Origin of the sequence: Xanthobacter tagetidis (genome assembly GCF_003667445.1) — a bacterium.
Taxonomy (GTDB): Bacteria; Pseudomonadota; Alphaproteobacteria; order Rhizobiales; family Xanthobacteraceae; genus Xanthobacter; species Xanthobacter tagetidis.
This window is the reverse complement of the sequence record NZ_RCTF01000003.1, coordinates 59,135-84,650: the sequence shown is the minus strand read 5'-3', so window position 1 is coordinate 84,650 and position 25,516 is coordinate 59,135. Positions and strand designations below refer to the sequence as shown.

Genomic DNA, 25,516 nt, shown 5'->3' with positions numbered 1-25,516 from the left:
CCGAGCGGCCCGTCGAATGCAAACGCATGCTCGCATGCGGCCTCGTGGCCATATTCCGCTACGGAACTTTTGACCCCGCGCATCGCCCGCCGGGGCCGGCGGCGCTCTTGACCCGAGCCTCGAATAAGGCTCCCAAGAAGGGCCGGCGGCGGGCCGGCGCCTCTCCTTTCGGACGCGGAACGCCCTGATGCAGATCGACCGGATCGCCGAAGACCTCCTGGTGGCCTTGCGCTTCTATTCCCGCCTGCCGGTCGCGCCCAAGGCCGGCGCGGCGGACGCCTACGGCGCGCCGAACCTCGACCGCATCGCCTATGCCATCCCGCTGGCTGGCGCGGTGATCGGCCTGATCGGCGCCGCCACCCTCCTCATCGGCCATTGGGTGGGATTCGGCACCGATCCCGCGGCCGTGCTGGCGGTGGCGGTGATGGTGCTCGCCACCGGCGCGGTGCATGAGGATGGCCTCGCCGACACCGCGGACGGCTTCGGCGGCGGGCGCGACCCGGCGCGGCGGCTGGAGATCATGCGCGACAGCCGCATCGGCACCTACGGCGCGAGCGCGCTCGGCCTCGCGCTGCTGCTTCGGGTGACCTGCCTCGCGACGCTGGTGACCATCGCCGGGCCGCTGCGCGCCGCGCTCACCCTCGCCGCCGCAGCCGCGGTCTCCCGCGCCGCCGGCATCCTTCTGCTGCGCGCCCTGCCGCCGGCGCGCACCGACGGGGCATCGGCCGGGGTCGGCCAGCCCTCCCCCGAAGCCGCCGCCTCCTGCGCGCTGGTGGCGGCCCTGGTGGCGGCGCTGGTGCTGGTGCCGTCGTTCGGCGTCGGCGCCACCTTCGCCGGCCTGATCGCGCCGCTTTTGGCGCTGGGCTTAATGGTGCGCCTCTCACGCCACATGATCGGCGGCCAGACCGGCGACGTGGCCGGCGCAACCCAGCAGGTGGCGGAGATTGCGTTTCTCCTTGGCGTTCTTATCTTCGCCCGGAACGCCTGAGCGCCCGCGCGGTGCGTTTGTGATTCCCGAATGCGGGCCCGAGCCGCGAGAGACCCGGTCGCCGAAGCGATGCCGCAAGCCACCCCCGCCCCCATCGCGACACCCTGCGTGCGCATCTGCACGCTGGAGCCCATGAGCGGGATCTGCCTGGGCTGCGGGCGCACCATGCGCGAGATCGGCTCCTGGCCCTCGCTCTCGCCGCAGGCCCGCGCCGCCATCATGGAGAGCCTTTCCGCCCGCCTCGACCGGCTGCGCGCGGCGCAGCCCGGCCTGTTCCTCGACGGCCCGCCGGACGACGACGATGCGCGGTGACAGGTTGCTCTGGCTGCTGCTGCTCGGCCTGTTCGGCGGGGTGGTGGTGCTCGCGGTCCATCACGAGCAGGGCTCGGTGGCCGGGCTCGACCTCGACCAGTTCGGCAGCCTGGTCGCCAAGCTGTCAATCGCCATCTTCATCGGCGCGTTCGCCTGGTCGATGTTCCGGGGGCGGGTCGCCGAATCGCTGATCGCGGCGGCCTTCTGGGTGGTGCTCGCCGCGGTGCTGGCCGTCGCCTACACCTATCGCGATCCGCTGCAGGCGGTGGCCCAGCGCGTCATCGGCCAGTTGGTGCCGGGCTATGTGGTGCCGCGCCTGGAGGGCGCCCGCGTCACGGTGGAGGTGACGCGCGGCGCCGCCGGCGACTTCGCGGTGCGCGCCTCGGTGAACGGCGCCGGCGTGCCGATGCTGGTGGACACCGGCGCGACCTCGGTGGTGCTCACCCATGCCGCGGCCCAGGCCGCCGGCCTGCCGGTGGAGTTCCTCACCTACGACGTGGCGGTGGAGACCGCCAACGGGCGCACCAAGGCGGCGGCCGTCAACATCGACAACATCATCGTCGGCGGCATCGTCGAGCGCCAGGTGCCGGCTCTGGTGTCACCGCCGGGCGTGCTGCGCACCAGCCTGCTCGGCATGACCTTCCTCTCGCGCCTCGACGGCTTCGAGTTCCGCGGCGACCGGCTGACCATGCGCGGCCCCAAGGCGCCCTGAACCGGGTGGCCCGCCGATCCTCTAATCAGATGATCCTAAGCGGCTCCGTACGGCCCTAGACTGCCAGACGATCGCGAACCGCCCTGCGGTCGTCGAGGCCAATGCCGTGCGTGAGCCCAGCGAGAACGACCGCCTGAAGGAACGCGCGATCCTGCTCGCCGTGCTGCTCGACGTCAGCGTGTTCATTCCCTACGCGTTCACGGTCTGGCACATCGGCTCCCTCGCCATGCTGGCGGAACTGCTGCGCGGCGGGCTGCTGCTGATCGTCGAAGGCGCCGCGCTCGTCACGCTGCGGGCGGTGCATCGCGGGAAGACCTATTTCTACGAGTTCGGCGTCGGCAAGCTGGAGCGCATGCTGTCTGCGGGCATCGGCGCGCTGCTGATCGGCGCCGCCGGCTTCATCGTTGCCCGTGCTTTGGGGGGGCGCGTGCCGCCGGAGCTGACACCAGCCTGGGCCGCGATGGCCGTCGGCCTCGTCAGCTACAATCTTCTGGCCAATGTCCTGCCACTGGCACCGCTATGGCGCGCGACCAAGGCCGGCGCCTCGATCATCGTTCTCTCCCAGTTCCGGGCGCGCCTCGCCAAGGCCGTGGCCTCGGTGACGGTGGTGGCCTGCGTCGCCATTGATGCCCTGTCGCCGGACAGGCAGCTGGCGCGGATCGCCGATGCCGTCGGCGGGCTCGTCGGCGCCGGGTTCATGGTGGTGGTGGGCGCCCAAATGATCTACGAGGCGCTGCCCGACCTTCTGGACCGGGCGCTGGCCGAGCCGCTGCAGCTCAAGGTGACGGCGGCGCTCGCCGCGTCCTTCCGGGACTACGAGCAGCTGATCGGCGTGCGCACCCGCCGCTCCGGCACGGTGCCCCACGTGGAGATCACCGTGGCGTTCGATCCCGCCCGCACTCTCGCCGACGTGGGCGCCGTGACCCGAGCCATGCGCCGCACCGTCCGCGCGGCGATCCCCGAGGCGGACGTGGTGGTGATCGCCGTGCCGCTGGACGAGGCCGCGCCGTCGCGTTCGGCTTGAGGCGGCTCAGAGCATCTCCAGCGCCGTCCTGCGCCGCGGCGGTGGAAAGTCCTTGTCGATGGCGGCGAGGTCCTCGGCATCGAGCACGAGGTCGCGCGCCGCGGCATTGGCCTTCACGTGGGCGATGCGGCTCGCCTTGGGGATGGCGATGACGTCCGGCCGGCGCAGCGCCCAGGCGAGCGCCACCTGGAACGGGTTTGCGCCGTGCTTTTGTCCCACCGCTCCGAGCGCGCCGCCGCGCGGCAGGCGCGCCTGCTCGATGGGGCTGTAGGCCATGGCGGGGATGCCGGCCTTCTCCATGACCGGGAACAGGTCGAACTCCGGCCCGCGCCGTGTCGGATTGTAGAGCACCTGGTTGGCGGCGCAGGCGCGCCCTCCGGCGGCGAACAGCTCCGTCATGTCGTCGGCGTCGAGGTTGCTCACCCCCCAGTGGCGGATCTTGCCCGCCGCCTGGAGCGCCTCGAACCCGGCAATGGTCTCGGCCAGCGGATGGCTGCCGCGCCAGTGCAGCAGATAGAGGTCGATGCGGTCGGTGCCGAGCCGCTTCAGCGAGCGCGCACAGGCGGCCGCGACCCCGGCCCGGCTGGCATTGTGGGGATAGACCTTGCTGACCAGGAACACCTCGTCGCGCCGGCCCTTCATCGCCTCGCCAGCCACCTCCTCGGCGCCGCCGTCGGCATACATCTCGGCGGTGTCGATGAGGGTGAGGCCGAGATCGAGGCCGGCCCGGAGCGCGGCCACCTCATCGGCGCGGCGTCCCGGCTGCTCACCCATATACCAGGTGCCCTGGCCCAGTGCGGGCACGCGCTCTCCCCCCGGCAGGGTCACGGTTTTCGACATCTGATCTCCCGTTGCGCGGATCGGCGGGAACCATAGCGAAGCGCGCGCGCTGTACAAAGGCCCGCAGGCTGTCCGGCAAAGGTTCGGCCGGTTCGCTCCGGGTCGGGACATGTCGGGCGACGAGGCGCACGCAATTGCGCAAGCCGCTTGCGATTATGAAGAAAATCGCGTCTGGTCGGCGCGTCATGTGGTTGGAGGGCGAAGTGAAAGTCCCTTATTCCCAACGGCGTTCCCGCTTACCTGCCGGAAACTTCGCCCGCGTGCTGACGGCCTCGGTGTTCGCCTGGTCGACCGTCGCCTGGCCGGCGATGGCACAGGCGCCCCAGCAGCCTCCCGCCGGACCCCAGGCGCAGCCGGCACCCACGGACCGTCCGCCGGCGCCACCGCCCACCGCGCCCTCCGGCGCGCCGATCGATGCCGCGCCCGGCCAGCCGGGCGGAACGGTCTCCGGCGGTGCCCCGCCCCAGGCGCCGGCTGAGGCGGCGAGCCCGATCCCGGCGGATGCGCCGAGCTATTCGGTGAGCGACCTCGAATACATCTTCGGCCCGATCGCGCTCTATCCCGACCCGCTGCTGGCGGTGCTGATGCCGGCCGCCGCCTTCCCGCAGCAGCTTGTCGCGGCGAACCAGTGGATCACCGACAACCAGGCCGCGGTGAAGGCGGCCGACTTCTCGGCCGTCGACAAGATGGACTGGGACAGCTCGGTCAAGGCGCTGGTGCGCTTCCCGGACGTGGTCGCCATGCTGGCGACCCACATGGAATGGACCGAATCCATCGGCTACGCCTTCGTGCGCCAGCCGCAGGACGTCTCCACGGTGGTCCAGATGCTGCGCGCCAAGGCGCAGGACGTGGGCAACCTCAAGAGCACGCCGCAGCAGCAGGTGACGACGCGGCAGGAAAACGGGAAGCAGGTAATCTACATCGCTCCCACCAATCCGCAGACCATCTATGTGCCGACCTATGACAGCTCCACCATCTTCACCACCGCGGCGGTGGGGGCGCTGGCGTTCGGCACCGGCGTGCTGGTGGGCTCGGCCTGGAACAACAATTGGGGCTGGAACAACCGGGGCTGGAACACGGTCTGGGTGACCCCGCCGGCCTGGCGCCGGCCGCCGTCCTGGGGCTGGGGCCCGGCGGCGCCGCGCCCGCCGGCCTGGGGACCGGGGCCGTGGCGCCCCGGCCGTCCCGGAGTACCGCCACCGGTCCGTCCCGGCCGCCCCGGAGGTCCTGGTGGTCCCGGTGGACCGATCGTTGGTCCTGGCGGACCGGGCGGTCCTGGTGGACCTGGTCGGCCTGGACTACCCGGTAATCCCGTTAGTCCCGGTGGTCCCGGCGGTCCCGGCGGTCCCGGCCGCCCTGGTACACCCGGCCGTCCCGGCGTCGCGCCGCCGGCGCGGCCCGACCGCCCTGCGACCGTTCCGCCCGGGCGTCCGGGCCAGCCCGGCGGGCAGAGCCGTCCTGGACAGGACGCGACGCCCAGCCAGCCCGGACAGGGCGCCGGCCAGAACCGTCCGAGCACCGGCCAGAACCGTCCGAGCACGGGGCAGAACCGCCCCAGCACCGGGCAAAGCCGGCCGAACGCCACCCGGCCGAGCACCCAGCGCCCGAGCCAGAACACGCGCCCCCGGCCGCAGCAGGCGCGGCCCCAGAACGCCCGGCCGCGGCCGCAGCAGGCCCGGCCCCAGGGCCGTCCGGCGCCCGCCCGGCCGCGCGGCGAGCGCTGAGCGTTCGCCGATCCGGCGCCGCGGTTCTCGCTGCGCCGGATCGGCATCCTTTGACCCGACCCCGATCGTCGCCGGCCGCGAGGCCGTCACCTGAGGACACGACATGGCCCTCGGAACCGACTTCATTCTCGACGCATTGGCCGCGGAAGGCCTGGACCACCTGTTCATGGTGCCGGGCGGGCTGGTGGACCCCTTCATGCCAGCGCTCGGCCGGCAGACGAGGCTCACCCCCATCGTCGCCGCCCACGAGGGCGGCGCGGCCTACATGGCGGACGGCTATGCCCGCGCCAGCGGGCGCTTCGGCGCCGTGCTGGGCATCGGCGGGCCGGGCCTTGCGAACATGACCACCGCGGTCGCCGCCGCCAAGACCGATTCCTCCCCCCTCCTCGTGCTCTCGGGCGAGATCCCCGTCGCCATGGAAGGCCTCGGCGAGTTCCAGGACGCGAGCCAGTTCACCCTCGATGACACATCGATCATGCGGCCCGTGGCGCGGCTCTCGCTCACGGTCGCGAGCGCGCAGAATCTCGGCCACGCGCTGCGCCACGGCCTCGCCGAGGCGCTGTCGCAGCCGCGCGGGCCGGTGCACCTCTCGCTTGCCCATGACGTGCTCACCGGCGAGTGCGATGCAGCGCACACCCCAGTCTCTCCGGTCTTCGCCGCGGCGCCGCTCGACACCGCGGCGGCCGAGCGGGCGGTGCCCCTGCTCGCCGGCGCCCCGCGCCTTGCCATCCTCGCCGGCGCCGGGGTCGAGGAAGGCGCGGCGGCCGAGGCGCTGAAGACGTTCGCCGAGCGCTTCTCGATCCCCGTCGCGACCACGCTGCGCGCAAAGGGCGTGTTCCCGGAGGACCATGCGCTCTCGCTCGGCGTGTTCGGCTATGCCGGCACCCGGCACGCCACCGCGGCGCTGCTGTCGGACGCCATCGACGTGCTGCTGGTGCTGGGCTCGGGCCTCAACGAGCGCGACACCATGCACTGGACCCTGCGCCAACGCTCCAAGGCGCTGTTCGTGCACGTGAACACCTCGCTTGCGGAGCTGTCCTGCGTGGCGGACACCGACCATGTCGTCGCCGGCCATGCGGCGGCCTTCCTCACCCGCCTGTCGCGCCTCGGCGAGCTGGAGGCCGCCGCCCTGACCAGGGGCAAGGCCGCGCGGGACGAATGGATCGCCGGCATCAAGGCCGGCCCGCGCCTCTACGACACCGAGAACTGCCACCGGCCGGGCAAGCCGATCCACCCGGCGAGCGCGATCGTGGCGCTGCGCGCGGCGCTCCCGCGCGACGGCATCGTGCTGGTGGATTCCGGCGCCCACCGCGCGTTCGCCGGCCACTACTGGACCTCCTACATGCCGCGCAGCTACGTCTCGGCCACCAATCTCGGCCCTATGGGCTGGGCCATCCCGGCCGCCATCGGCGTGCAGTGCGCCCGGCCGGACCAGCGCGTCGCGGTCATCACCGGCGACGGCTGCATGCAGATGCACGGCATGGAGGTGCAGACCGCCGCCCGCTACAAGCTGCCGGTGGTCTATCTGGTGCTGAACAACGGCGCGCTCGGCAATGTCTGGCTGCGCGCCCACCAATACGGCGCCGTGCCCTCGGAGCTGACCAGCGTAGTGGACCACGACTGGGCCGGCTTCGGCCGCGCGCTCGGCGCCCACGGCATCACCGTGACCGACCCCGCCGATCTGCCCAAGGCCATGGCCGAGGCGGTGGCCGCCGGCACCACGGTGGTGATCGACGTGAAGGCCGACAAGGACTGCCCGACGCCGGTCTACGACTTCGCGGCCGGCGCCCACGCCTGGTCCTACCACGAATAAGGGGGCGAAGATCATGGCCGCTTTGCCCGATCCCACGGCAAGCCTCACCGGCGCCGGCCGCGCCATCTTTGAGGACATCCTCGCCCGGCGCGCCGCCAAGGGGGTGCACCATCTCGGCCCCTATATCCCGCTGCTCAACCATCCGGAACTTGCGAAGCTGATCGAGCAGCTCGGCTGGTACTACAAGTATGAGAGCAAGCTGCCGCGCGACATCTACCAGTTCGTGGTGCTGATCCTCGCCAAGCGCTCCAAGGTGGAGTTCGTGTGGGAGGACCACGTGGCCGCCGCCCGCGCCGCCGGCCTGCCGGAGGCGGTGACGCAGATGGTGGCGCAGGACAAGCGCGCCTTCCCCGCGCCGTTCGACCTCGTGGACCGGATCACCGACTGCGCCTTCGCGTTCCAGTCCATTCCGCAGCCGCTCCAGGACAGCGCCATCGCCGCCTTCGGCATCGAGGGGCTGCTGGAGATCGTCACCCTCTGCGGCTTCTACTCGATGATGGCCATGGTGAACGGCTGCTTCGACGTCGCCCTCCCCGCCCCCGCTCCCCACCGAGGCACATGATGATGATGGCCGCCCTTTACGTTCTCATCGTCGGGGTGGTCGCGACCGCGGCGCTCGACCTCTGGCAGCAGGTGTGCCGCCTCGTGTTCGGGCTGCCGATCACCGACTGGGGGCTCATCGGCCGCTGGGTGGGCCATTTCCGGGATGGCCAGTTCACCCAGCCCGATATCGGCAAGGCCGCGCCGGTGCCGGGCGAGCGGCCGCTGGGCTGGCTCGTCCACTATGTGGTCGGCATCGGCTACGCCGTCGTCTATCTGGGGCTCGTGTGGCTGGTGCTCGGCGCCCCGCCCTCCCTCGTCTCGGCGCTGGTGTTCGCGGCGCTGTCGGTCGGCGTCACCTGGTTCTTCATGGAGCCGGTGCTCGGGGCGGGCGTGATGGCCGCCAGGGCGCCGAACCGCCCGGTGGCGCTGGCGCACGATCTCTCCAGCCACCTCGCCATGGGCTTCGGCCTGTGGGCCGGCGACCTGATCGCCCGGCCGCTGATCGGCGGCTGACGCCCGCCCGGCGACGGCGTTCTAGCCGGGAGGCTTGGGCGCGGCGGGATTGGAGGCGGCGGGATTGGGTGCGGGCGGAGCCGCTGCGGGGGCGCCGTCGATGGGCGCGAGCCGCGGCCTGCCCTCCTCCGGCGGCAGGAAGGCTTCCGGCCGGTCGGCCGGCAGGCTCTCCACATAGAGCGAGGTGGACGGGAAGGCGAAGGACGAGCCGGCCTTGGCGACGATGTCCATGAGCTGCCAGGCGAGCTTCTCCTTCACCGCCAGCCACTCGCCCCAGTTCGTCGTCTTGGTGAAGCAGTACACCATGATGTTGATGGACGAGGCGCCGAAAGAATCGATCCGCACGAAGGTGGACGCCTGCTTGTAGGAGACGAAATCGTCGGCGCCGTGGATGTAGTCCTCGATCTGCTGGCGGATGTCGCGCAGCTGCTCGACCGTCGTCGAATAGGGAACGCCGATGATCCAGTAGATGCGGCGGCGGCGCATCTGCGTGTAGTTGATGACCGAGTTGTCCGCGAGGTCGGAATTCGGCACCTGGACCGCTGCATCGTCGAACTGGCGGATGCGGGTGGAGCGGAAGCCGATGCTCTCCACGGTGCCTTCGACCACGTTCGGCACCTTTACCCAGTCGCCATACTGGAACCGGCGCTCCAGGAGGATCAGCACGCCGGAGATCAGGTTCTTGAACAGCTCCTGCGCGCCGAGCGCGACGGCCGCGCCGGCGATGCCCATGCCGGCCAGAAGCGGGCCGATCCGCACGCCCCACTGCTGGAGCACCGCGACGATGGCGAAGAACGCCACGATGCATTTCAGCGCCTTGCGGATCCAGTCGATGACCGTCTCCGTCATCCGGCCGCTGCGCGGCGCCGCCTGCTCCATCAGCGGGTCGACCAGGGCGATGATGGTCCAGTAGGCGGCGGCGATCAGCAGCGTCTGCACCACATGGCCGGAAAACTGGGCGAGGGCACCATCCTCGGCCACCTTCAGCACCTCGAACGCCAGGAAAGTGCCGACCGCGACGAACATCAGCTCCACCGGCCCCTTCAAGGCGCGGCCGAGATCGTCGCGGAACGCCTGCATGTTGAGCGTGAACAGCTTGCCGATGATGGTGAAGAACACATGCCGGAACAGGCGGCGCAGGAGGAAGAAGAGCGCGAAGACGAGGATGGCGAGCGCGATCCGGCCATAGTCGAACTCGCTCAGGCCGCCGAACATCCGCTCAAGGCTGACGAAGACGCCGGTGGCGATCGCGCGCACCGGCTGCAGCAGATCCGTGGTTCCGGTGTCCATCGACCGCCCTCCCTTGCGGACGCGTCTTGCGGCGTCCTTGAGTCGGGCCAGTCTAGCAAACGCACACTGTCCCCGCGCGGCGGTGCCGATGCGTGGGGCTCCGCCCCGGTGATCGAGCGCATCAGCGGGAACACCCCTCCCCCTTGTGGGGAGGGGCGCCGGCCTAGGTGCAGGTCGCGCCGCGCTCGCCTGCCGATGGAGGAAGGACATGCACCGTCGAGGGGCGCGCCGCACTCAGAGACGGGCTCACCCACGCCACGCGCCGCCGGTGGCAAGCGGCGGCTGCGCACGCGGGCAGCGCTTCACGCGCAACCAATCGTCGCGGAGGAAGGGGGGGCGCCTATGGGTCAGCGCGAGGGCGGATCCACCTTTATTCCCTTCGGCCCGATCTCGATCTGCATGGTGTTCCGGTCCCGCTCATAGGCCTCATAAGCGAAATAGCCAGCCACGACGGCAAGAATGGCGATGAGGGAATACAGCACCGGACGCGACATCATTGGGACTCCACTGGTTCGTGTGTAGCAACGCTACCGCTTGCCAATGGTTCCGCTTGCCGGGTTTCGGACGGAGGGACGCGGCGTGGCCGCCGCGTCCCCCTTGTGGCCCGGATCACGCGCCGCGGGCGTGCGCGGCCTTCAGCTCCAGCCGGCGCTGGTGCAGCAGCGGCTCGGTGTAGCCGCTCGGCTGCTCCCGCCCCTTGAAGACGAGGTCGCAGGCGGCCTGGAAGGCGATGGAGCCGTCATAGTCCGGCGCCATGGGGCGGTAGGCGGGATCGCCCGCATTCTGCCGGTCCACCACCTGCGCCATGCGCTTCATGGTCTCCATCACCTGCTGTTCGGTGCAGATGCCGTGGCGCAGCCAGTTGGCGATGTGCTGGGAGGAGATGCGCAGCGTCGCGCGGTCCTCCATCAGGCCGACATCATGGATGTCCGGCACCTTGGAGCAGCCCACCCCCTGGTCCACCCAGCGCACCACATAGCCGAGGATGCCCTGGGCGTTGTTGTCCAGCTCCTTCTGGATGTCCTCGGCCGTCCAGTTCGGCCGCACCGCGACCGGAATGGTGAGCAGGTCGTCCAGCTTCGCCTTGGGGCGGCTGCGCAGCGCGGCCTGGACGCCATGCACGTCCACCTTGTGGTAGTGCGTGGCGTGCAGCGTCGCGGCGGTGGGGGACGGCACCCAGGCGGTGTTGGCGCCGGCCTTCGGATGGGCGATCTTCTGCTCCAGCATGGCGGCCATCAAATCCGGCATGGCCCACATGCCCTTGCCGATCTGGGCATGGCCGGCGAGCCCGCATTCAAGGCCCGTATCCACGTTCCAGTTCTCATAGGCGCCGATCCAGGAGGCCTGCTTCATGTCGCCCTTGCGCACCATGGGGCCGGCCTCCATGGAGGTGTGGATCTCGTCGCCGGTGCGGTCGAGGAAGCCGGTATTGATGAACGCGACCCGGCTGGACGCGGCGCGGATGCACTCCTTGAGGTTCACCGTGGTGCGGCGCTCCTCGTCCATGATGCCCACCTTGATGGTGTCGCGGGGCATGCCGAGCAGGTCTTCCACGCGGTCGAAGATCTCCCCGGCGAACGCCACTTCCTCCGGCCCGTGCATCTTCGGCTTGACCACATACATGGAGCCGGCGCGGCTGTTGGCGCGGCGCCCGTTGGGGCCGACGTCGCGCAAGGCGATGAGCGCGGTCACGGCCGCGTCGAGGATGCCCTCGGGGATTTCCGTGCCGTCCTTCAGCAGGATGGCCGGATTGGTCATGAGGTGCCCGACGTTGCGCACCAGCATCAGCGAGCGGCCGGGCAGCACCAGGGTCCCGCCGTCCGGGGCGGTGTAGGCGCGATCCGGGTTGAGGGCGCGGGTGAAGGTGCGCCCACCCTTGGCGATCTCCTCCTTCAGGTCGCCCGTCATCAGGCCGAGCCAGTTGCGATAGACGACGACCTTGTCGTCGGCATCCACCGCAGCGACGGAATCCTCGCAGTCCTGGATGGTGGTGAGCGCCGCCTCCAGCACGATGTCGGAGATGCCGGCGGCATCGTCCTTGCCGATCACGCTGGCGCGGTCGACGACGATCTCGATGTGCAGGCCGTTCTTCTTCAGCAGCACGGCGGAGGGCGCGGCCACCTCGCCGCGATAGCCGGCGAACTGGGCCGGGTCCTTGAGGGCGGTGGCGCCCACCACCAGCGCGCCGTCCTTCACCGAGAGGGTGCCGGCGGCGGCCCAGGAGCCGTCCTTGAGCGGCGCGCTCGCGTCGAGAAAGGCGCGGCCCCAGCCGATGACCTTCGCGCCGCGCGCGGGATTGTAGGAGGTGCCCTTCTCGGCGCCGTCGGTCTCGGGGATGGCGTCGGTGCCGTACAGCGCGTCATAGAGCGAGCCCCAGCGCGCGTTGGCGGCGTTGAGCGCATAGCGTGCATTCATCACCGGCACGACCAGCTGCGGGCCGGCCACCTCGGCGATCTCCGGGTCCACATTGGCGGTGGTGACGCTGAAGGCCGGGCCCTCCGGAGCCAGGTAGCCGATCTCGGCGAGGAAGGCCTTATAGGCGTCGAGATCGAGCGGCGCGCCGTTTTCGCGATACCAGGCGTCGAGCTTGCGCTGAAGCTCCTCGCGCCGTTCGAGCAGCGCGCGGTTGCGCGGCGCGAGGTCATGGGCGATCGCGGACAGGCCGGTCCAGAACGCCTCCCCCTCGATGCCGCTGCCGGGCAGTGCCTCCGTCTCGATGAAATCGTGCAGAGCACGGGCGATGTTGAGCCCGGCGCGTTCCACGCGGGCCTCGGTCCCACTTGCCATCGTCACGCGGTGTCGTCCTTTCCCAAGCGAGGCGCATCCTGAGGAGCACTGGCGCCGACCGCGGCGCCAGAAGCCTCGCGCGCGGACCTTACCCGGTAATGCGCATGCTTCGCAGGTCGCGATGCGGCAACACACCTTCGCACGCAGGGGAAGGATGGGCATGCGTCTTGGCGCCTGCTCCGGATACCCGGCCGTTCGCTGGCGCCCGTGCCATCCGATTCACCCGCTAGAACGGCGACAGGAATGTAACCGGGGGTGGAAAAAACAACGCGGCGGCTCGCGGAGGCGGTTGCCACACTACCGCTCCGAAAATATGATACTCGTAAGGGAGGTGCTATGACGTTTTTAGCGTACGCGATGCCTGCGACCATGTTCGCCTGCGGCTGCCCGAGTTTCTCATGGAGAGATTCCATGGCTCTCCATCGACGTTTCCATTCCACCCAGTATTGCGGGGCGTGAACGTGGACTACGAAGCTATGCTGGAGACCTTCTATCGAGGTCTCGATTTAACGAATCAACTCGTTGTCGATGTAGGCGGGCACGTCGGACGGCACGCATTTCCATTGTCTGAACTCGTTGGCGGGAATGGAACGGTATTTATCTTTGAGCCCCTTCCCCAAGCTCGCCATCAACTTTATCTGGAGATAATTTCTCGCGGCGTTGTCAATGCTGTCGTTTTCCCCTTTGCGCTTTCTTCGACAAGTGGAATTACTGATTTTTTCTATATCCCTAATCTTCCAGGCGAATCGGGCCTGAAGGAACGCGCGATATACAATGATGTGCCGAGTGACATCATAAAACTTAGCGTAGCCACTCGCCGCCTCGATGATTTAGTTCCATCGTCAATGTCCGTCGCATTTCTTAAGATTGATGCGGAAGGTGGCGAATTAGATATACTGCGCGGCGCGGCGACAATGATCGGCACGTCGCGCCCTATTGTTGCTTTTGAATGCGGCGCCGCATCCTTCCTTTCGTATCACGATACGCCGGAAGATATATTTGAAATATTTGCGGCAAACAATTATTCAGTATTTTCAATAACCGGAACTCTCGTAGACGATCACGAGTCTTTCAGGACATATTCACATGCTCAACATTTCTGGGATTACATCGCCATCCCAAATGAAAAAAGGCATCTCGCAGATTCTCTGATTGATCACTAGAATTTCGCGCCCACATTCTCATGTTCAATCATCGATCACGGGCAATATTATTATCATTCTACGACACCCCGTTTCGCAAAAGGAGGCGATTTTGATTTCATACGCCCAAAATTTCGAAGACGTGATCCTGATGCGCGCACTTAAGCATGTCATCGAAGGCACGTATGTCGATATTGGCGCCCACGACCCTATCATAAATTCCGTAAGCCTTGCTTTCTACCAACGGGGATGGCGCGGCGTTCATGTGGATCCATCGCCGGAGGCTGCAGATGCACTTCGGCGATTGCGGCCGGACGAAGTAATCATTCAGGCCGCCGTTTCAACGCAGCCGGGGCAGATCGCCCTCACTGCTTTCGACGGAACTGGGCTGACCACCGGCGTTCCTGAATTTGCGCGGATGCACGAGGACGCAAATTGGGTTTCCCGTGAGTTGGTCGCCGAGACCGTGACCCTAGCGGATGTTTTGGGTCGACTCGAAGGGCGAGAGATCCATTGGCTCAAGATCGACGTCGAGGGCATGGAGAGCGATGTCCTACGAAGCTGGGGTAGCTCGGACGTTCGCCCGTGGATCGTAGTGGCCGAAAGCACTGTTCCGATGTCATCGGAAGAAAATTTCTCCGAGTGGGAGCCGCAATTATCGCAACGCGGCTATGTTTTCGCCTATTTTGACGGCCTTAATCGGTATTATATTCATTCTTCCCACCAAGAACTTGGCGCGCATTTCGGACCAGGAGCAAATTATTTTGACGATTTCTCCATCACAAAGGACAGCTTGTTTGCACGCTTATTGAACGCGGAGCACGAAGCCGACCGTTCGTCACTCATTGATATACTTTCATCCGAACAAAAGAGGAATGAGGAATATAGTTCGGAGCAGTCACGAATGATGGACGAGTTATCTTGCGCGTCGCTGCGGATAGATAGCCTCCAAGCAAAAATATTGGACCTTAAACAACGCCTCGAATCCGAAAAAACTGATTGTGACAGTCTGCGCGGCGTAGTTGCACGCACCCAGGCGTCTTTGGATTATTCTGAGCGCAAGCAGGCTGAACTGGCCGCCAGGAACGTCGAACTTGCCGGCCTGGTCGCGAGCGTTCAGGGATCTATGGAGGATTCTGAGCGCAGGTTGGCCGAGTTCGTCGCGAGAAACGTCGAACTTGAAAATTTCATCGCTCGAATAACTTCGTCTGCGATATGGCGGCTTGCGCGGCCGATGCGGGCCCTGATTGGGCCGGATAGCGATCCGTCCGATTGGCGCACCAAAATGTGGGAGAGGCTTCTCTTCCGCCGCAGCGGCCGTCCCGTCAAATTCGTCCGTCGGGCGCTGTTCCACACGAGCGGAAAGCCGCGCAGACGAACGTCCGGGTGGGTTCTGAACAAGGACGGCTCGCCAAGGCCCGCATTTCGGCGCTGGATGGAGAGCGCGTCCTACCGGCAGCTGCCGAGAGCCCATCTGGCAGATGACGCAAAATTTGCCCTGCCAGTGGAGCTCGGGTCCGGCAAGCGCAGGAAAGAGCGGCCTCGTGCTGCGATACTGGCTGTAGTCTCCCCCAGTGGCGCGACCGGCGGGGCGGAACGGCTTTACCGCGGCCTTACAGCCGCTGTGAGCGACCTTGGATTTGACGCGGACTTAATTGCGGTCCCGTTTGACGAATCAACGTTCGAGTCAATTCAGGCAGGGTATGCGCTCTTCGAGTCCATGACACTTGATGACTATGATATTGTTATATCAACGAAGGCGCCATCTTATTGCGCAAAGCATCGGAATCACGTCGTTTATCTCGTACATACCATCCGTGTATTTTATGACATGTTCGACTCCACCTTTCCAGATGCGGCTTCTTATCATGTCGATCAACGAAATTGGATCATTCGGTCTGACACCGAGGCCCTCTCCCGGATCAGGCGACGCTATGCAATCGGCAATGAAGTCGCGCAACGTTTGCGTGCATTCAATAATTTGGACGCCGCAGTTCTTCATCCGGGGCTCGATCTTGTTGGCACCGCGCCAGCTCCTGTTGGAGATTATTTCTTTCTTCCGGGTCGATTGCACCGGTGGAAGCGGGTCGACCTCGCTATTGAGGCAATAAAGCGCTCGCCGCTGCCATTCAAGCTGCGGATCGCCGGCTCCGGCGAGCAGGAAGCCGAACTTCGGCGGCTCGCGGGTGACGATGCTCGAATAACGTTCGAGGGATACGTCGACGATGCCAGGCTCAAGGAGCTTTATGCGGGAGCGCTTGCTGTCATATTCTGTCCGATCCGCGAAGATTACGGCTATGTGACGATTGAGGCCTTCGCCTACGGCAAGCCGGTAATCACATGTTTCGATTCCGGCGAGCCCGTGCAATTCGTATCGAACGAAGAAACCGGGTTTGTTTGCGAGCCAAGTCCGGAAAGCCTCGAAGCAGCCATGGCGCGTCTCTGGTCCGATCGGGATGGCGCGCAGAGAATGGGGGCGCGAGCAGCGGAAATTGCCCGGGAGATCACATGGGGTCGAGTTGCTGAGGAGCTCGGTCGCCCCAAGGGCGCCCTTGGCTCCCTTGGGATCATCGGGAAGGGGCGTGAACGGCTCAGAGTATGCGTTGTTGATATGCAGCCGATTACGCCGCCAATTGGTGGCGGCAGGCTGCGCTTGCTCGGACTTTACCACAATCTTGGAGATGATTTTGAGACCCGGTATGTCGGCGCTTACGATTGGCCGGGCGAAATCACGTGCGAAAATCGACTTTCACCGTCGCTTAAAGAATTCGCATTCCCCTTAAGCGAGGCACATTACGCCGAGGCGGACCTTGCAAAATCAAGAGCCGGCGGCAAAGTCGTGATAGACATGCTATTCTCGCAGCATGCATACCTTTCTCCTGAATATATTCATGCAATAAAATCAGCCGTTGCGTGGGCTGATATTGTTATTTTTTCCCACCCGTGGGCTGCTCCGCTCATTTCCGATGAGGAATTGCGCGACAAGCTGGTGGTGTATGACTCGCATAACGTGGAAATCGCCTTACGTAAGCAAATTCTGGACTGTGAGGATTCATTTCAAGCCTCCGTTGTCGAGGCCGTGGAAGCAGCGGAGAGCCTGGTCGGCGGGCGGGCTGACCTGATCCTGGCGTGCTCGGCGGAGGACAGGGACCGATTTGCCCGGCACTATGGTTGGCCGCTAGGCTCAATGGAAGTCGTCCCGAATGGGGTGTTTACAGGCGTCTTCCCGGCGATGGATATGTCGCTGAAGGGCAGTTCGCGGCGACGTGTCGGCTTGGGTGAGCACAGCGTGGCAGCCTTCTTTGTAGGAAGTGACTACGGCCCGAATGCTGAAGCCGCCAGAACGATCGTTGAGCAGATTGCCCCTGCCTGCCCCGAGATCCTGTTTGTCGTTGCTGGAGGCGTTTGCGCATCGCTTCCTCAGCACCTGCCTAAGAACGTTCGCGTGGTTGGTTACTTATCTGATGAGGACCTGCGAGCTTGGAATTTTGCGTGTGACATCGCGATAAATCCCATGATGTCGGGTTCCGGAACGAACATTAAGATGTTTGAATATGCCGCAGCCAGCCTGCCGATCGTAACGACGCCAATCGGAGCGCGAGGTATAGTGCAAACCTCGTCTCATGGGATCACGGTCTGCGATATCGATCAGATGCCAGCCGCCTTGAAGTCCCTTGGCAAGAATCCCAAGCGTCGGCACTTCGAGGGTACGGAAAATCGACGACTCGTCGAAGACCGATTTTCCTGGGAGAGAATTTCGCCTGAATTGGGCATACTCCTTACCACTGAGCTGCTCAAAAAGCGTGGCGCGGCAAAGAAGGTAACAATTTCCACTGAAAATAAGCAATTTGTTCATTTTAGCACAGTCGGCCACAAATGTGGAATTGGCGAATACACCAGGACTATTATGAATAACATGAATTTAATCGGGTTTTCGTCTACTTCATTTACATGCGAGACACCGACTTCTGAACCCGTATTGACTGGACTGGAGGATCAGTCAGTTGTTGCCTGGTTTAATGATAATGTAAGATATCAGGATAGTCGACTGCGAGACAATATCGATTATCTTGTATCTAAATCTAACGCTGATTATGTAATTGTTCAACATCATGAGGCTTTTCTGCCATCAAATGAACTTCGGAGGCTAATCTCACTGTTCGTCGAACTCGGCGCTCGTATAATTGTTGTCATGCACGCGTACTCACGTGAGCACGCGAAATTTGTGTTGGAGATGCAGGCATTCGGAGTTCCTGTGCTCACGCATAAAAAGAGAGACGTTATCGAGGCAAACTCGGATGGTGTCAGGCTTTTACATCTTCCGTTTGCGTTGCCCATGCGCGGTGCCATTGCGCAGCGTGAGGCGCCGCGCGATAGATTGTCGCCAGTCATTGTCTCCAACGGCTTTCTTCGTGCGCACAAGGGACTCGATCGTTTGATCGAAGCGTTTGGCCGGGTACGAGAGCAGATTCCCAATGCGCGGCTTCGGCTCCTATGCTCGCTCTATCCAAGTGACGACTCCGAGGCGACGAGGGACGACCTCATGAGCAGAATTTCGCTGCTTGGCATTGGGGCATACGTTGATGTCGATTTCAGCTACCTCGACAAGGAGACCTTGCTTTCTGAACTCGCCAAGGGGGATCTGGCCGTGTTTCCCTACAGCGAAAGCGGAGAGGGAGGGAGTGCCGCCGTCGCCGATGCCCTATCCGTGGGTTTGCCAGTCATTGTTAGCAGGTCTTCGATTTTCGACGATATCCGCGATGTTGCGGTCACCTGCTCAACGGATGCTCACGAGCTGGCGGATGGAATTCTCGCGATACTCAAGTCGGACGACATTTATCAAGCTGCGGCACGAAAGACGCTAGCCTATGCCGAGCGGCATTCATGGGAAAGCGTGATTGATACCATGACGGGACTGCTTACAAGTATTGAAAATGCAGATGGCGCGCCCCCTCGCGATATGTTCCATGAAACAGTGGGTTCATAATGCATTGATCCAGATGAGGACGGCGACGAGCTTAAGGATTGCGAGGGAGCTGTCCGGACGCCGGTCTGAACCGATGGAGTGGAAGCCGCCGCCGGTGGGGCAACTATGTGCCAGGCCGTGCCCGGGAGGCTTCCAGAACAGGCATACGTGCTGGATGTTCATGCCCTTGCGATAGACCTGGCCAAGCGGAGTTTCCAGGTCTGCGTCAACTGTCGGGCGGAGTGCGTGGATGCTCCCGGTTTTGCGAGGGGATCTTTCTGACGAGGATCGGCGGCTTTGGCGCTTCTCTCGTATCGGTCCGGCGAGAGCCGCCTTGCGGGCGATGGCGTAGATCGACGGGTGCTGGACGTTTGGACAGGCATACGGACAGTGCCTTTCGCGCGGCTTGAGATTGTCGAGACGGGACGCCGTCGCCGCTGGAGCGAAGTGGCGAAGAAGCGGATCGTTCAGGAGAGCCTGAGCGCACCGAGGCCGTTCGGCGACAGCGGTGTACCGCACCGCTTCGCTCCACTATGATTCTTGCCATGCAGGCGGTGGTGCCGTCCTTGCGCTTGCGAGCAATAGTGGTTCCCCTCTATCACCTTCTGCGCCGATCCATCACATCGTGATAGATATCGGCGGCAAACACTCGGCAGCGTTGATGGATTCGCATCGACACGCACCATGTAGAGGCCGTGGCCTCGACATGATCCCAAACGAGATTTCGTGTTTTCAATGACCCACCAGACCATCGATTTTTCCGTCGCCCCCATGATGGATTGGACCGACCGCCATTGCCGGGCGTTCCATCGCACGCTGTCGCATCGGGCGCGGCTCTATACGGAGATGGTCACGGCGCCGGCGGTGCTCCATGGCGACCGGGCGCGCCTGCTCGGCTTTTCGCCGCAGGAACATCCGGTCGCGGTGCAGCTGGGCGGCAGCGAGCCGGCGGCGCTGGCCGCGGCGGCGCGCATCTGCGCCGATTTCGGCTATGACGAGATCAACCTCAATGTGGGATGCCCCTCGGACCGGGTGCAGGGCGGCAATTTCGGCGCCTGCCTGATGCGCGAGCCGGACTTGGTCGGCGACTGCGTGGCGGCCATGAAGGCCGCCGTCGCCATCCCTGTCACGGTGAAGTGCCGCATCGGCGTCGACGAGCAGGATCCCGAGGAGGCGCTCGACGCGCTCGCCGACGCGGTGGTCGCAGCCGGCGTCGACGGCCTCATCGTCCACGCCCGCAAGGCCTGGCTGAAGGGCCTCTCGCCGCGTGAGAACCGGGACGTGCCGCCGCTGGACTACGATCGCGCCAGGCGCCTCAAGGCGCGCCTGCCGCAGGTGCCCATCGCCCTCAATGGCGGAATCGCCTCGCTCGCCCAGGGGCGCGCCGAGCTCGGCCCGCTCGACGGCATGATGCTGGGCCGCGCCGCCTACCAGGACCCCGAGCTGCTGCTCGCCGTCGATCCCGAGCTGTATGGCGAGGCGGCGCCCCATGAGGACGCCTTCGCCGCAGTGGAGGCGTTCGAGCCCTATATCGCCGCCCATCTGGAGGCGGGCGGGCGGCTGTCCGACGTCACGCGGCACATGCTCGGCCTGTTCGGCGGGCGGCGCGGCTCGCGGATCTACCGCCGCCGCCTGTCCACCGAGGCGATCCGGCCCGGTGCCGGCCTCGACGTGCTGCGCGGGGCGGTGGACGAGGTGCGGCGCCGCACGGACGCCGCCGCCGCCTGAGGCGCCAAGCCCCGCGCGCAATTGACAGCAGGGTTGCGGGAATTGCGCTGGACAGGCTTTGGCTTTGCGGGCACAGGGGCGAGACTTCTCCCCTAGCGCCCGCCGAGCCTCGATGCCCTGGACCGAGATTGCATTCCTCTGCCTGGCGCTGCTGGCCGGCGGCGTGGTCACGGGCCTGCTCGCGGGCATGTTCGGGGTCGGCGGCGGCGGCGTGATGGTGCCGGTGCTATACGAGGTGTTCCGCGCCGTCGGCGTGGAGGAGAGCCTGCGCATGCAGCTGTGCATCGGCACCTCGCTCGCCGTCATCATCCCCACCTCCTACATGTCCTATCGTGCCCACGCGGCGCGCGGCGCGGTGCTGCCGGGCGTGCTGAAGACCTGGCGCCTGCCCGCCATCGCCGGCATGCTCACCGGAACGGCGATCGCCGCCGTGGTGGACGGCTGGGTGCTGAAGGCGATCTTCGTCGGCCTCGTCGGCGCGCTCGGCCTCAAGAGCGTGATGGGGCGCAACGACATCCGCATCGCCCACACGCTGCCGGGCAAGGCGGCGCTCCGGGCCATCGGCTATGTCCTCGGCCTCGCGGCCTCGCTGGTGGGGATTTCCGGCGGCGGCGTCGCCACCAACATCCTGCTGCTCTACGGGGTGCCGATCCACGCGGCGGTGGCGACCTCGGCCGGCATCGGCATGATCATCCCCATCCCCGGCGTGATCGGCTATGCGGTGGCCGGCTGGCCGCACCTTGCCGACCTGCCGCCGCTCTCGCTCGGCTATGTCTCGGTGATCGGCTTCGTGTGCATGGCGCCGCTGAGCATGGTGTTCGCGCCCATGGGCGCGCGCATCGCCCACCGGCTGCCGCACCGCAAGCTGGAGATCGGCATCGGCCTGTTCTTCCTCGCCATCGCGGCACGCTTCTTCCTCTCGCTCGTCTGGGGCTGAGGCGCCGACGGGCGCGGCCTCACCAGCGGTGCTTGAAGCCGGCCTTCACGCTCTTGTCGATCTCCGAGCCGGTATTGGCGACGCTGGTGGTCACGTTGAAGCCCTTGGCAATCTCCTGCTGCGCGCTGAGCGAGGGCAGCCAGCCCGCCTGGTCCTGGCTCGTCTTGGCGCCGACCGCGAGCGTGGTGCCGGTGTCCTCCAGCTTCACGCTCACCGACTTGTCGGTCTGCCACGCCTCGCTGGTGGCGGCGCGCTCGAAGGCATAGCTGTCGCTCAGCGTCGCGGTGACGCCGCCGCCGACGCCTACGGAGCGGGAGAAGGAGGTGGCGACCTTGCTGGTCTCGTCCGCCGGATTGAGCGTCACGTCCACCGCGCCCTTCTGCCAGAACATCCAGTCCGGCAGCGTCTTCACCGCCACCTTGGCATAAGCGGAGCCCGAGAGCGCCTCCTGCCCCGCCGTGGGATCGGCGATGGAGGCGGCGGCCGGCTCCGTCACGGCGACGCCCACCTTGGTGCCGAGCACGGACACCTCGTTGGAAAAGTCGAGCGAGGCCGAGCCGTCCTTGTTCTCGGTGCGCTTCGAATCGCTCTTGACCTGCGCCAGGGCGGGCGAGGCGCAAAGGATCGCGGCGAGAAGCACCACGACGGCGCGGCCGGGGCGGCAGGACGGGAGGCTGCGGGACTGCTGGCTCTCGGACATGATCGTCTCCGGAAGCGGCCGTTCGGCGCGTAAATGCGATGAGCCGCTGCGCCGCGCAGGCGCCGTCCGGCACCCTGCCCGGCCCCAGCGGCCGCCCCTGTTCGTTCCCAGCGTCTCCCAGATGGGTGGGGAGAAGTTAAGGCAGACTTTCCGCACCGCAACACTTATCAGCCATGCAGGTTGCGCATAGCTCGTGGGGACTGGTTCCCGCCGTTCCGCTTGCGGCGGCGCGGCGTGGGCCCTATCCCCGCCGGGGGAGGACCAGATGACGAGCCCGAACGACTTTTCCGCCGATGCCACGCTGACCCTGTTCGCCCGCATCGCCGACGCGCTGGAGCGCATCGCGCCGCCGCACCCGCCGGTGCCGGACTTCGAGGCGGCCGACGCCTTCGTGTGGCAGACCGGCCCCGGCCGGTTCGAGCCGGTGCCGCGCGTCAACCGCGTGGAGATGGACCTGCTCCAGGGCATCGACCGGGTGCGTGACCAGCTCATGGAGAACACGCTGCGCTTCGCGCGCGGGCTGCCGGCCAACAATGCGCTCCTGTGGGGCGCCCGCGGCATGGGCAAGAGCTCGCTGGTGAAGGCCGCCCACGCCTCCACCAACCGGCTGGTGAACGATCCTTCGGGCGCGCGGCTCAAGCTGGTGGAGATCCACCGCGAGGACATCGAGACGCTGCCGGGGCTCATGAGCCTCGCCCGCGCCTCCAAGCACCGCTTCATCGTGTTCTGCGACGACCTGTCGTTCGACGCCGACGACACCTCCTACAAGTCGCTGAAGGCGGTGCTGGAAGGCGGCATCGAAGGCCGGCCCGACAACGTCATCTTCTACGCCACCTCCAACCGCCGGCACCTGCTGCCGCGCGACATGATGGAGAACGAGCGCTCGACCGCCATCAATCCCGGCGAGGCGGTGGAGGAGAAGGTCTCGCTCTCCGACCGCTTCGGCCTGTGGCTCGGCTTCCACAAGTGCAGCCAGGACGAATATCTCGCCATGGTTGCCGCCTATGTGGCCCACCACGGTCTGCCAGTCGCGGAAGAGCAGTGGCGCCGCGAGGCGCTGGAATGGGCGACCACCCGCGGTGCCCGCTCCGGCCGCACCGCGTTCCAGTTCGTCCAGGATCTCGCCGGCCGCACCGGCACCCGCCTGAAGTCGGCCTGACCGCCGACACGGCCGCCCATGCAAAAGGGGCGCCCGGCCGGGGCGCCCCTTTTCGTTCAGGCGGTTTCGTTCAAATGGCGGGCGGCCAAATGGCGGGCGGTGCTGGCGCGCCGCCGTCAGTTCTTGTTGACGATGCAGTCGCCGCCCTGGCCGCGCAGCGCCTGGCACAGCTCGTTGGCCTGGTCGCGCGAGGCGAAGGGGCCGACCTGCGCCCGGTAGAACACGCCGCGCTCGCCGAGATCGGCCTTGCGCACCTGCGCGCTGTAGCTGCCGAGCAAGGTCGGATACTTGGCCTGGAGGGCCTTCCACGATCCCTGCGCGTCCGCCTCGGAGCGCTGGGACGCGACCTGCACCACATAGCTGCCGCCCGCCGCCACCGGCGGCGTCAAGGCCGCGGTCTGGGCCGGAGCGGCGACGCCGGAGGTGAGCGGCGCCTGGGTCGGCGCAAAGGCGGACACCGAGCCATTCGCAGGCGGAGTGCCTGGGGCGGGCGTCGCCATGGTGCCGTCGGGCCGGACCGCATAGGTCTTCACCCGCTTGGGCTCGCCCTGGGGCGTGCCGTTGGTGGCCACGCGGGTGGCCGCCGTGACCTCCACCGGGGTCTCCTCGCGGGTGACGAGGCGCTCGTTGGCGCTGCCGCCGGCGCCCAGCCGCTCGGTGATGAGCTTGCCCTGGGGATCGGTGGCGGGCGGCGCCACCGTCTTGACCGGCGCATTGTCCGCGCGGATCACGGACGGCGTGGCCGAGCCGAAGGTCGCCTCGCCCACCGCCATGCGATAGGCGAAGAAGCCGGCGGCGCCCGCCACGCCGAGCCCGAGCAGGCTCGCCACCATGAGCAGGGCCATGCGGCCCTTCTTGCGGCGCGGCTCGGTCTCGTAGACGTCCTCGCCGTGGGGCGGCATGTAGCCGGCATCGGCGAACTGCGGATCGTAGGCGTCGTCGTAATCGTCATAGCCGTCGTCGCGCCGTTCGGCGGAATAGGCGTAGGCCGCCTCCCCGCTGCCACGCGCATCGGAGCGGTCATAGCCGCCCCGGCCGCGGGCCGCCGCGGGCGCCGAATAGCCGCGCGGATCGGCCGGCTTCGCGCCGTAGCCGTCGTCGTCGTAGCCGTCGTCGTAATCGTCGTCATAGGCCGGGGCCTGCGGGGCCCGGGACGCCGCCTGCGGCGCCTGGCGCGCGGGCGCCGGAGCCGGCTGCGGCTTCACACCATAGGCCGGGGCGTCCGGCGCGCGCCGGGCGTCGGCTCGGGCAGGAACCGGCGCGGGAAGCGCGGCGGAGCGGCTCGCGGCCTGGGGCGCGCGCGGGTCCGCGGCGCGGGCATCGAAGGTGCGGCCGGCAGCGCCACGCGGGTCGACCGAGCGCGGGTCCACAGCGCGGGTCGGCGCGCTCGTGGCGGGGCGCGCCGGCGCATAGCCGTCGTCGTCCTCGTCGTCGTCATAGCCGCGGCTGCGGTCGTAGCCGTCGTCCTCGTCGTCGTCGTAGCCGTCGTCATAGGACGAGGGGGCGGCGCGGCCGGCTGCGTTCGCGGGGGCGGACGGCGCCGGCACCTGGCGGGCCAGCGAGCCGTAGCCCGTGCGCACGGCGGGAGACGCCGGCGCGGCGGCGGCGCGGGGCGCCGGAAGCTGGGCCTGACGCGGCGCTACCGGAGCCGGCGCGTCATAGGCGTCGTCCTCGTCGTCGTAGCGATCGTCGTCGTCATAGGGATCGTCGCCATAGTCAGCCGCAGCCGCCGTGCCGGCGGGAGCGGAACGGCCATAGGCCGGCGCCTGCGGCGCGGCCCGGGCTGCGGGCGCAGCCGTGGGGGCCGGCGCCCGGCCATAGGCATCGGCGCGCGCCGGGGCGCGGTCGTCCCAGCGCCGGTCGTCCTCGCCGTCGTCGTCGTCTTCGTCGTCATGGCGACGATCGTCATCGGCATAGTCGTCGTCGTAATCGTCCTCGGAGACCGGCGCATTGGCGGCCTTGCGCTCGAGGTCGGAGAATTCGGCGAAGGGATCCTGGTCGCCGATCAAGCGCGCCAGCTCGGCCAACGTATCCTTGCTCGCGGCAGGTCGCCCGGCGTCGCGCGCCGGCTCCGGCGCGCGGGAATAGTCCCGGTCATAGTCAGGAGCGGGAGCGCTGCGGCTGGCTTCGAGGCGTCCGGAGAAGCCGCCCGGAGCCGTACCACGCGACATGCCGTCGGCGCGGTCGATGCCGCGCACGTCGGGCGCGGGAGCGCGCTGCGCTGTCAGCCGCGGCGCATAGCGCGCGTCAGTCGCGGACCCTCCGCCGGCCATGCCGTCGTCACGCCGGTAGCGGAACCTGCTTTCCTCGACCATGTCGCCTCGATGTGCTGTTGTCC

Annotated in this window: 19 protein-coding genes; 13 read left to right on the top strand and 6 right to left on the bottom strand. The window is 66.8% G+C overall.

Translation table 11 applies throughout. From position 1 onward, the window contains the following. The first annotated feature begins 187 nt into the window (after positions 1–187). The 4 genes from D9R14_RS04785 to D9R14_RS04770 all read left to right on the top strand — a co-directional run bounded on the left by D9R14_RS04785 (position 188) and on the right by D9R14_RS04770 (position 3,036). On the top strand, positions 188–988 hold the full coding sequence (locus D9R14_RS04785; RefSeq protein ID WP_121622182.1) for an adenosylcobinamide-GDP ribazoletransferase: 801 nt from the start codon (positions 188–190) through the stop codon (positions 986–988). Positions 989–1,057: 69 nt separating this feature from the next. Next, positions 1,058–1,300 (top strand): DUF1289 domain-containing protein, encoded by a 243-nt coding sequence (locus D9R14_RS04780; protein WP_121622181.1) that lies wholly within the window; start codon positions 1,058–1,060, stop codon positions 1,298–1,300. Then, on the top strand, positions 1,290–2,012 hold the full coding sequence (locus D9R14_RS04775) for a TIGR02281 family clan AA aspartic protease (protein ID WP_121622180.1): 723 nt from the start codon (positions 1,290–1,292) through the stop codon (positions 2,010–2,012). Before D9R14_RS04780 ends, D9R14_RS04775 begins: the two co-directional genes overlap by 11 nt. Before the next feature lie 106 nt (positions 2,013–2,118). Continuing rightward, the gene (locus D9R14_RS04770; protein ID WP_121622179.1) at positions 2,119–3,036 is read left to right on the top strand and encodes a cation diffusion facilitator family transporter; all 918 of its coding nucleotides are present in this window, start codon (positions 2,119–2,121) and stop codon (positions 3,034–3,036) included. A 6-nt stretch (positions 3,037–3,042) separates the two neighbouring features. Here D9R14_RS04770 and D9R14_RS04765 read toward each other — a convergent pair whose 3' ends face one another. Beyond that, positions 3,043–3,876 (bottom strand): aldo/keto reductase, encoded by an 834-nt coding sequence (locus D9R14_RS04765; protein WP_121622178.1) that lies wholly within the window; start codon positions 3,874–3,876, stop codon positions 3,043–3,045. Positions 3,877–4,136: 260 nt separating this feature from the next. Here D9R14_RS04765 and D9R14_RS23480 point away from each other — a divergent pair, with 260 nt between their 5' ends. The 4 genes from D9R14_RS23480 to D9R14_RS04745 all read left to right on the top strand — a co-directional run bounded on the left by D9R14_RS23480 (position 4,137) and on the right by D9R14_RS04745 (position 8,469). Beyond that, positions 4,137–5,600 carry a DUF3300 domain-containing protein gene (locus D9R14_RS23480; protein WP_121622177.1) on the top strand — a complete coding sequence of 488 codons (1,464 nt, stop codon included), beginning with the start codon at positions 4,137–4,139 and terminating at the stop codon, positions 5,598–5,600. A gap of 103 nt (positions 5,601–5,703) precedes the next feature. Further along, the gene (locus tag D9R14_RS04755) at positions 5,704–7,413 is read left to right on the top strand and encodes a thiamine pyrophosphate-binding protein (protein ID WP_121622176.1); all 1,710 of its coding nucleotides are present in this window, start codon (positions 5,704–5,706) and stop codon (positions 7,411–7,413) included. 13 nt (positions 7,414–7,426) lie between these two features. After that, on the top strand, positions 7,427–7,975 hold the full coding sequence (locus D9R14_RS04750; RefSeq protein ID WP_121622175.1) for a carboxymuconolactone decarboxylase family protein: 549 nt from the start codon (positions 7,427–7,429) through the stop codon (positions 7,973–7,975). 2 nt (positions 7,976–7,977) lie between these two features. Next, entirely contained in the window at positions 7,978–8,469 is a 492-nt protein-coding gene (locus tag D9R14_RS04745; protein ID WP_170168498.1) for a DUF2938 family protein, read from the top strand. A 21-nt stretch (positions 8,470–8,490) separates the two neighbouring features. Here D9R14_RS04745 and D9R14_RS04740 read toward each other — a convergent pair whose 3' ends face one another. The 3 genes from D9R14_RS04740 to D9R14_RS04735 all read right to left on the bottom strand — a co-directional run bounded on the left by D9R14_RS04740 (position 8,491) and on the right by D9R14_RS04735 (position 12,546). Continuing rightward, positions 8,491–9,759 (bottom strand): mechanosensitive ion channel family protein, encoded by a 1,269-nt coding sequence (locus tag D9R14_RS04740; protein WP_170168497.1) that lies wholly within the window; start codon positions 9,757–9,759, stop codon positions 8,491–8,493. 347 nt (positions 9,760–10,106) lie between these two features. After that, positions 10,107–10,256, bottom strand: a complete 150-nt coding sequence (locus tag D9R14_RS23035) for a hypothetical protein (RefSeq protein ID WP_170168487.1) — start codon at positions 10,254–10,256, stop codon at positions 10,107–10,109. Positions 10,257–10,368: 112 nt separating this feature from the next. Next, the gene (locus tag D9R14_RS04735; protein WP_121622172.1) at positions 10,369–12,546 is read right to left on the bottom strand and encodes a malate synthase G; all 2,178 of its coding nucleotides are present in this window, start codon (positions 12,544–12,546) and stop codon (positions 10,369–10,371) included. A 461-nt stretch (positions 12,547–13,007) separates the two neighbouring features. Here D9R14_RS04735 and D9R14_RS04730 point away from each other — a divergent pair, with 461 nt between their 5' ends. From D9R14_RS04730 to D9R14_RS04705, 4 genes are all read left to right on the top strand, one after another. Further along, positions 13,008–13,709, top strand: coding sequence for an FkbM family methyltransferase (locus tag D9R14_RS04730; RefSeq protein ID WP_170168496.1), 702 nt, complete (start codon positions 13,008–13,010; stop codon positions 13,707–13,709). 91 nt (positions 13,710–13,800) lie between these two features. After that, entirely contained in the window at positions 13,801–18,675 is a 4,875-nt protein-coding gene (locus D9R14_RS22810) for an FkbM family methyltransferase (RefSeq protein ID WP_147452945.1), read from the top strand. Positions 18,676–19,389: 714 nt separating this feature from the next. Beyond that, positions 19,390–20,382, top strand: coding sequence for a tRNA dihydrouridine(20/20a) synthase DusA (gene dusA, locus D9R14_RS04710; RefSeq protein WP_121622170.1), 993 nt, complete (start codon positions 19,390–19,392; stop codon positions 20,380–20,382). Positions 20,383–20,494: 112 nt separating this feature from the next. After that, positions 20,495–21,319, top strand: a complete 825-nt coding sequence (locus tag D9R14_RS04705; protein WP_121622169.1) for a sulfite exporter TauE/SafE family protein — start codon at positions 20,495–20,497, stop codon at positions 21,317–21,319. 19 nt (positions 21,320–21,338) lie between these two features. Here the strand turns inward: D9R14_RS04705 and D9R14_RS04700 are convergent, their stop codons facing one another. Then, positions 21,339–22,019: a hypothetical protein gene (locus D9R14_RS04700; RefSeq protein ID WP_121622168.1), complete on the bottom strand. Its 681-nt coding sequence runs from the start codon at positions 22,017–22,019 to the stop codon at positions 21,339–21,341. Positions 22,020–22,284: 265 nt separating this feature from the next. On the opposite strand from D9R14_RS04700, the gene D9R14_RS04695 reads away from it, so the two are divergent. Then, positions 22,285–23,178, top strand: coding sequence for an ATP-binding protein (locus D9R14_RS04695; protein ID WP_121622167.1), 894 nt, complete (start codon positions 22,285–22,287; stop codon positions 23,176–23,178). Between the two features lie 116 nt (positions 23,179–23,294). Here the strand turns inward: D9R14_RS04695 and D9R14_RS04690 are convergent, their stop codons facing one another. Further along, the gene (locus D9R14_RS04690; RefSeq protein WP_121622166.1) at positions 23,295–25,493 is read right to left on the bottom strand and encodes an SPOR domain-containing protein; all 2,199 of its coding nucleotides are present in this window, start codon (positions 25,491–25,493) and stop codon (positions 23,295–23,297) included. Positions 25,494–25,516 lie beyond the last annotated feature (23 nt).

Excerpts from the sequence above, each read along its gene's own strand:
- D9R14_RS04745 (WP_170168498.1), top strand. The coding sequence starts at position 7,978 with ATGATGGCCGCCCTTTACGTTCTCATCGTCGGGGTGGTCGCGACCGCG.
- D9R14_RS04700 (WP_121622168.1), bottom strand. The coding sequence starts at position 22,019 with ATGTCCGAGAGCCAGCAGTCCCGCAGCCTCCCGTCCTGCCGCCCCGGC.
- D9R14_RS04775 (WP_121622180.1), top strand. The coding sequence starts at position 1,290 with ATGCGCGGTGACAGGTTGCTCTGGCTGCTGCTGCTCGGCCTGTTCGGC.
- D9R14_RS04755 (WP_121622176.1), top strand. The coding sequence starts at position 5,704 with ATGGCCCTCGGAACCGACTTCATTCTCGACGCATTGGCCGCGGAAGGC.
- D9R14_RS23035 (WP_170168487.1), bottom strand. The coding sequence starts at position 10,256 with ATGATGTCGCGTCCGGTGCTGTATTCCCTCATCGCCATTCTTGCCGTC.
- D9R14_RS04695 (WP_121622167.1), top strand. The coding sequence starts at position 22,285 with ATGACGAGCCCGAACGACTTTTCCGCCGATGCCACGCTGACCCTGTTC.
- D9R14_RS04780 (WP_121622181.1), top strand. The coding sequence starts at position 1,058 with ATGCCGCAAGCCACCCCCGCCCCCATCGCGACACCCTGCGTGCGCATC.
- D9R14_RS04690 (WP_121622166.1), bottom strand. The coding sequence starts at position 25,493 with ATGGTCGAGGAAAGCAGGTTCCGCTACCGGCGTGACGACGGCATGGCC.
- D9R14_RS04740 (WP_170168497.1), bottom strand. The coding sequence starts at position 9,759 with ATGGACACCGGAACCACGGATCTGCTGCAGCCGGTGCGCGCGATCGCC.
- D9R14_RS04785 (WP_121622182.1), top strand. The coding sequence starts at position 188 with ATGCAGATCGACCGGATCGCCGAAGACCTCCTGGTGGCCTTGCGCTTC.
- D9R14_RS04765 (WP_121622178.1), bottom strand. The coding sequence starts at position 3,876 with ATGTCGAAAACCGTGACCCTGCCGGGGGGAGAGCGCGTGCCCGCACTG.
- dusA (WP_121622170.1), top strand. The coding sequence starts at position 19,390 with ATGACCCACCAGACCATCGATTTTTCCGTCGCCCCCATGATGGATTGG.
- D9R14_RS04705 (WP_121622169.1), top strand. The coding sequence starts at position 20,495 with ATGCCCTGGACCGAGATTGCATTCCTCTGCCTGGCGCTGCTGGCCGGC.
- D9R14_RS04735 (WP_121622172.1), bottom strand. The coding sequence starts at position 12,546 with ATGGCAAGTGGGACCGAGGCCCGCGTGGAACGCGCCGGGCTCAACATC.
- D9R14_RS04750 (WP_121622175.1), top strand. The coding sequence starts at position 7,427 with ATGGCCGCTTTGCCCGATCCCACGGCAAGCCTCACCGGCGCCGGCCGC.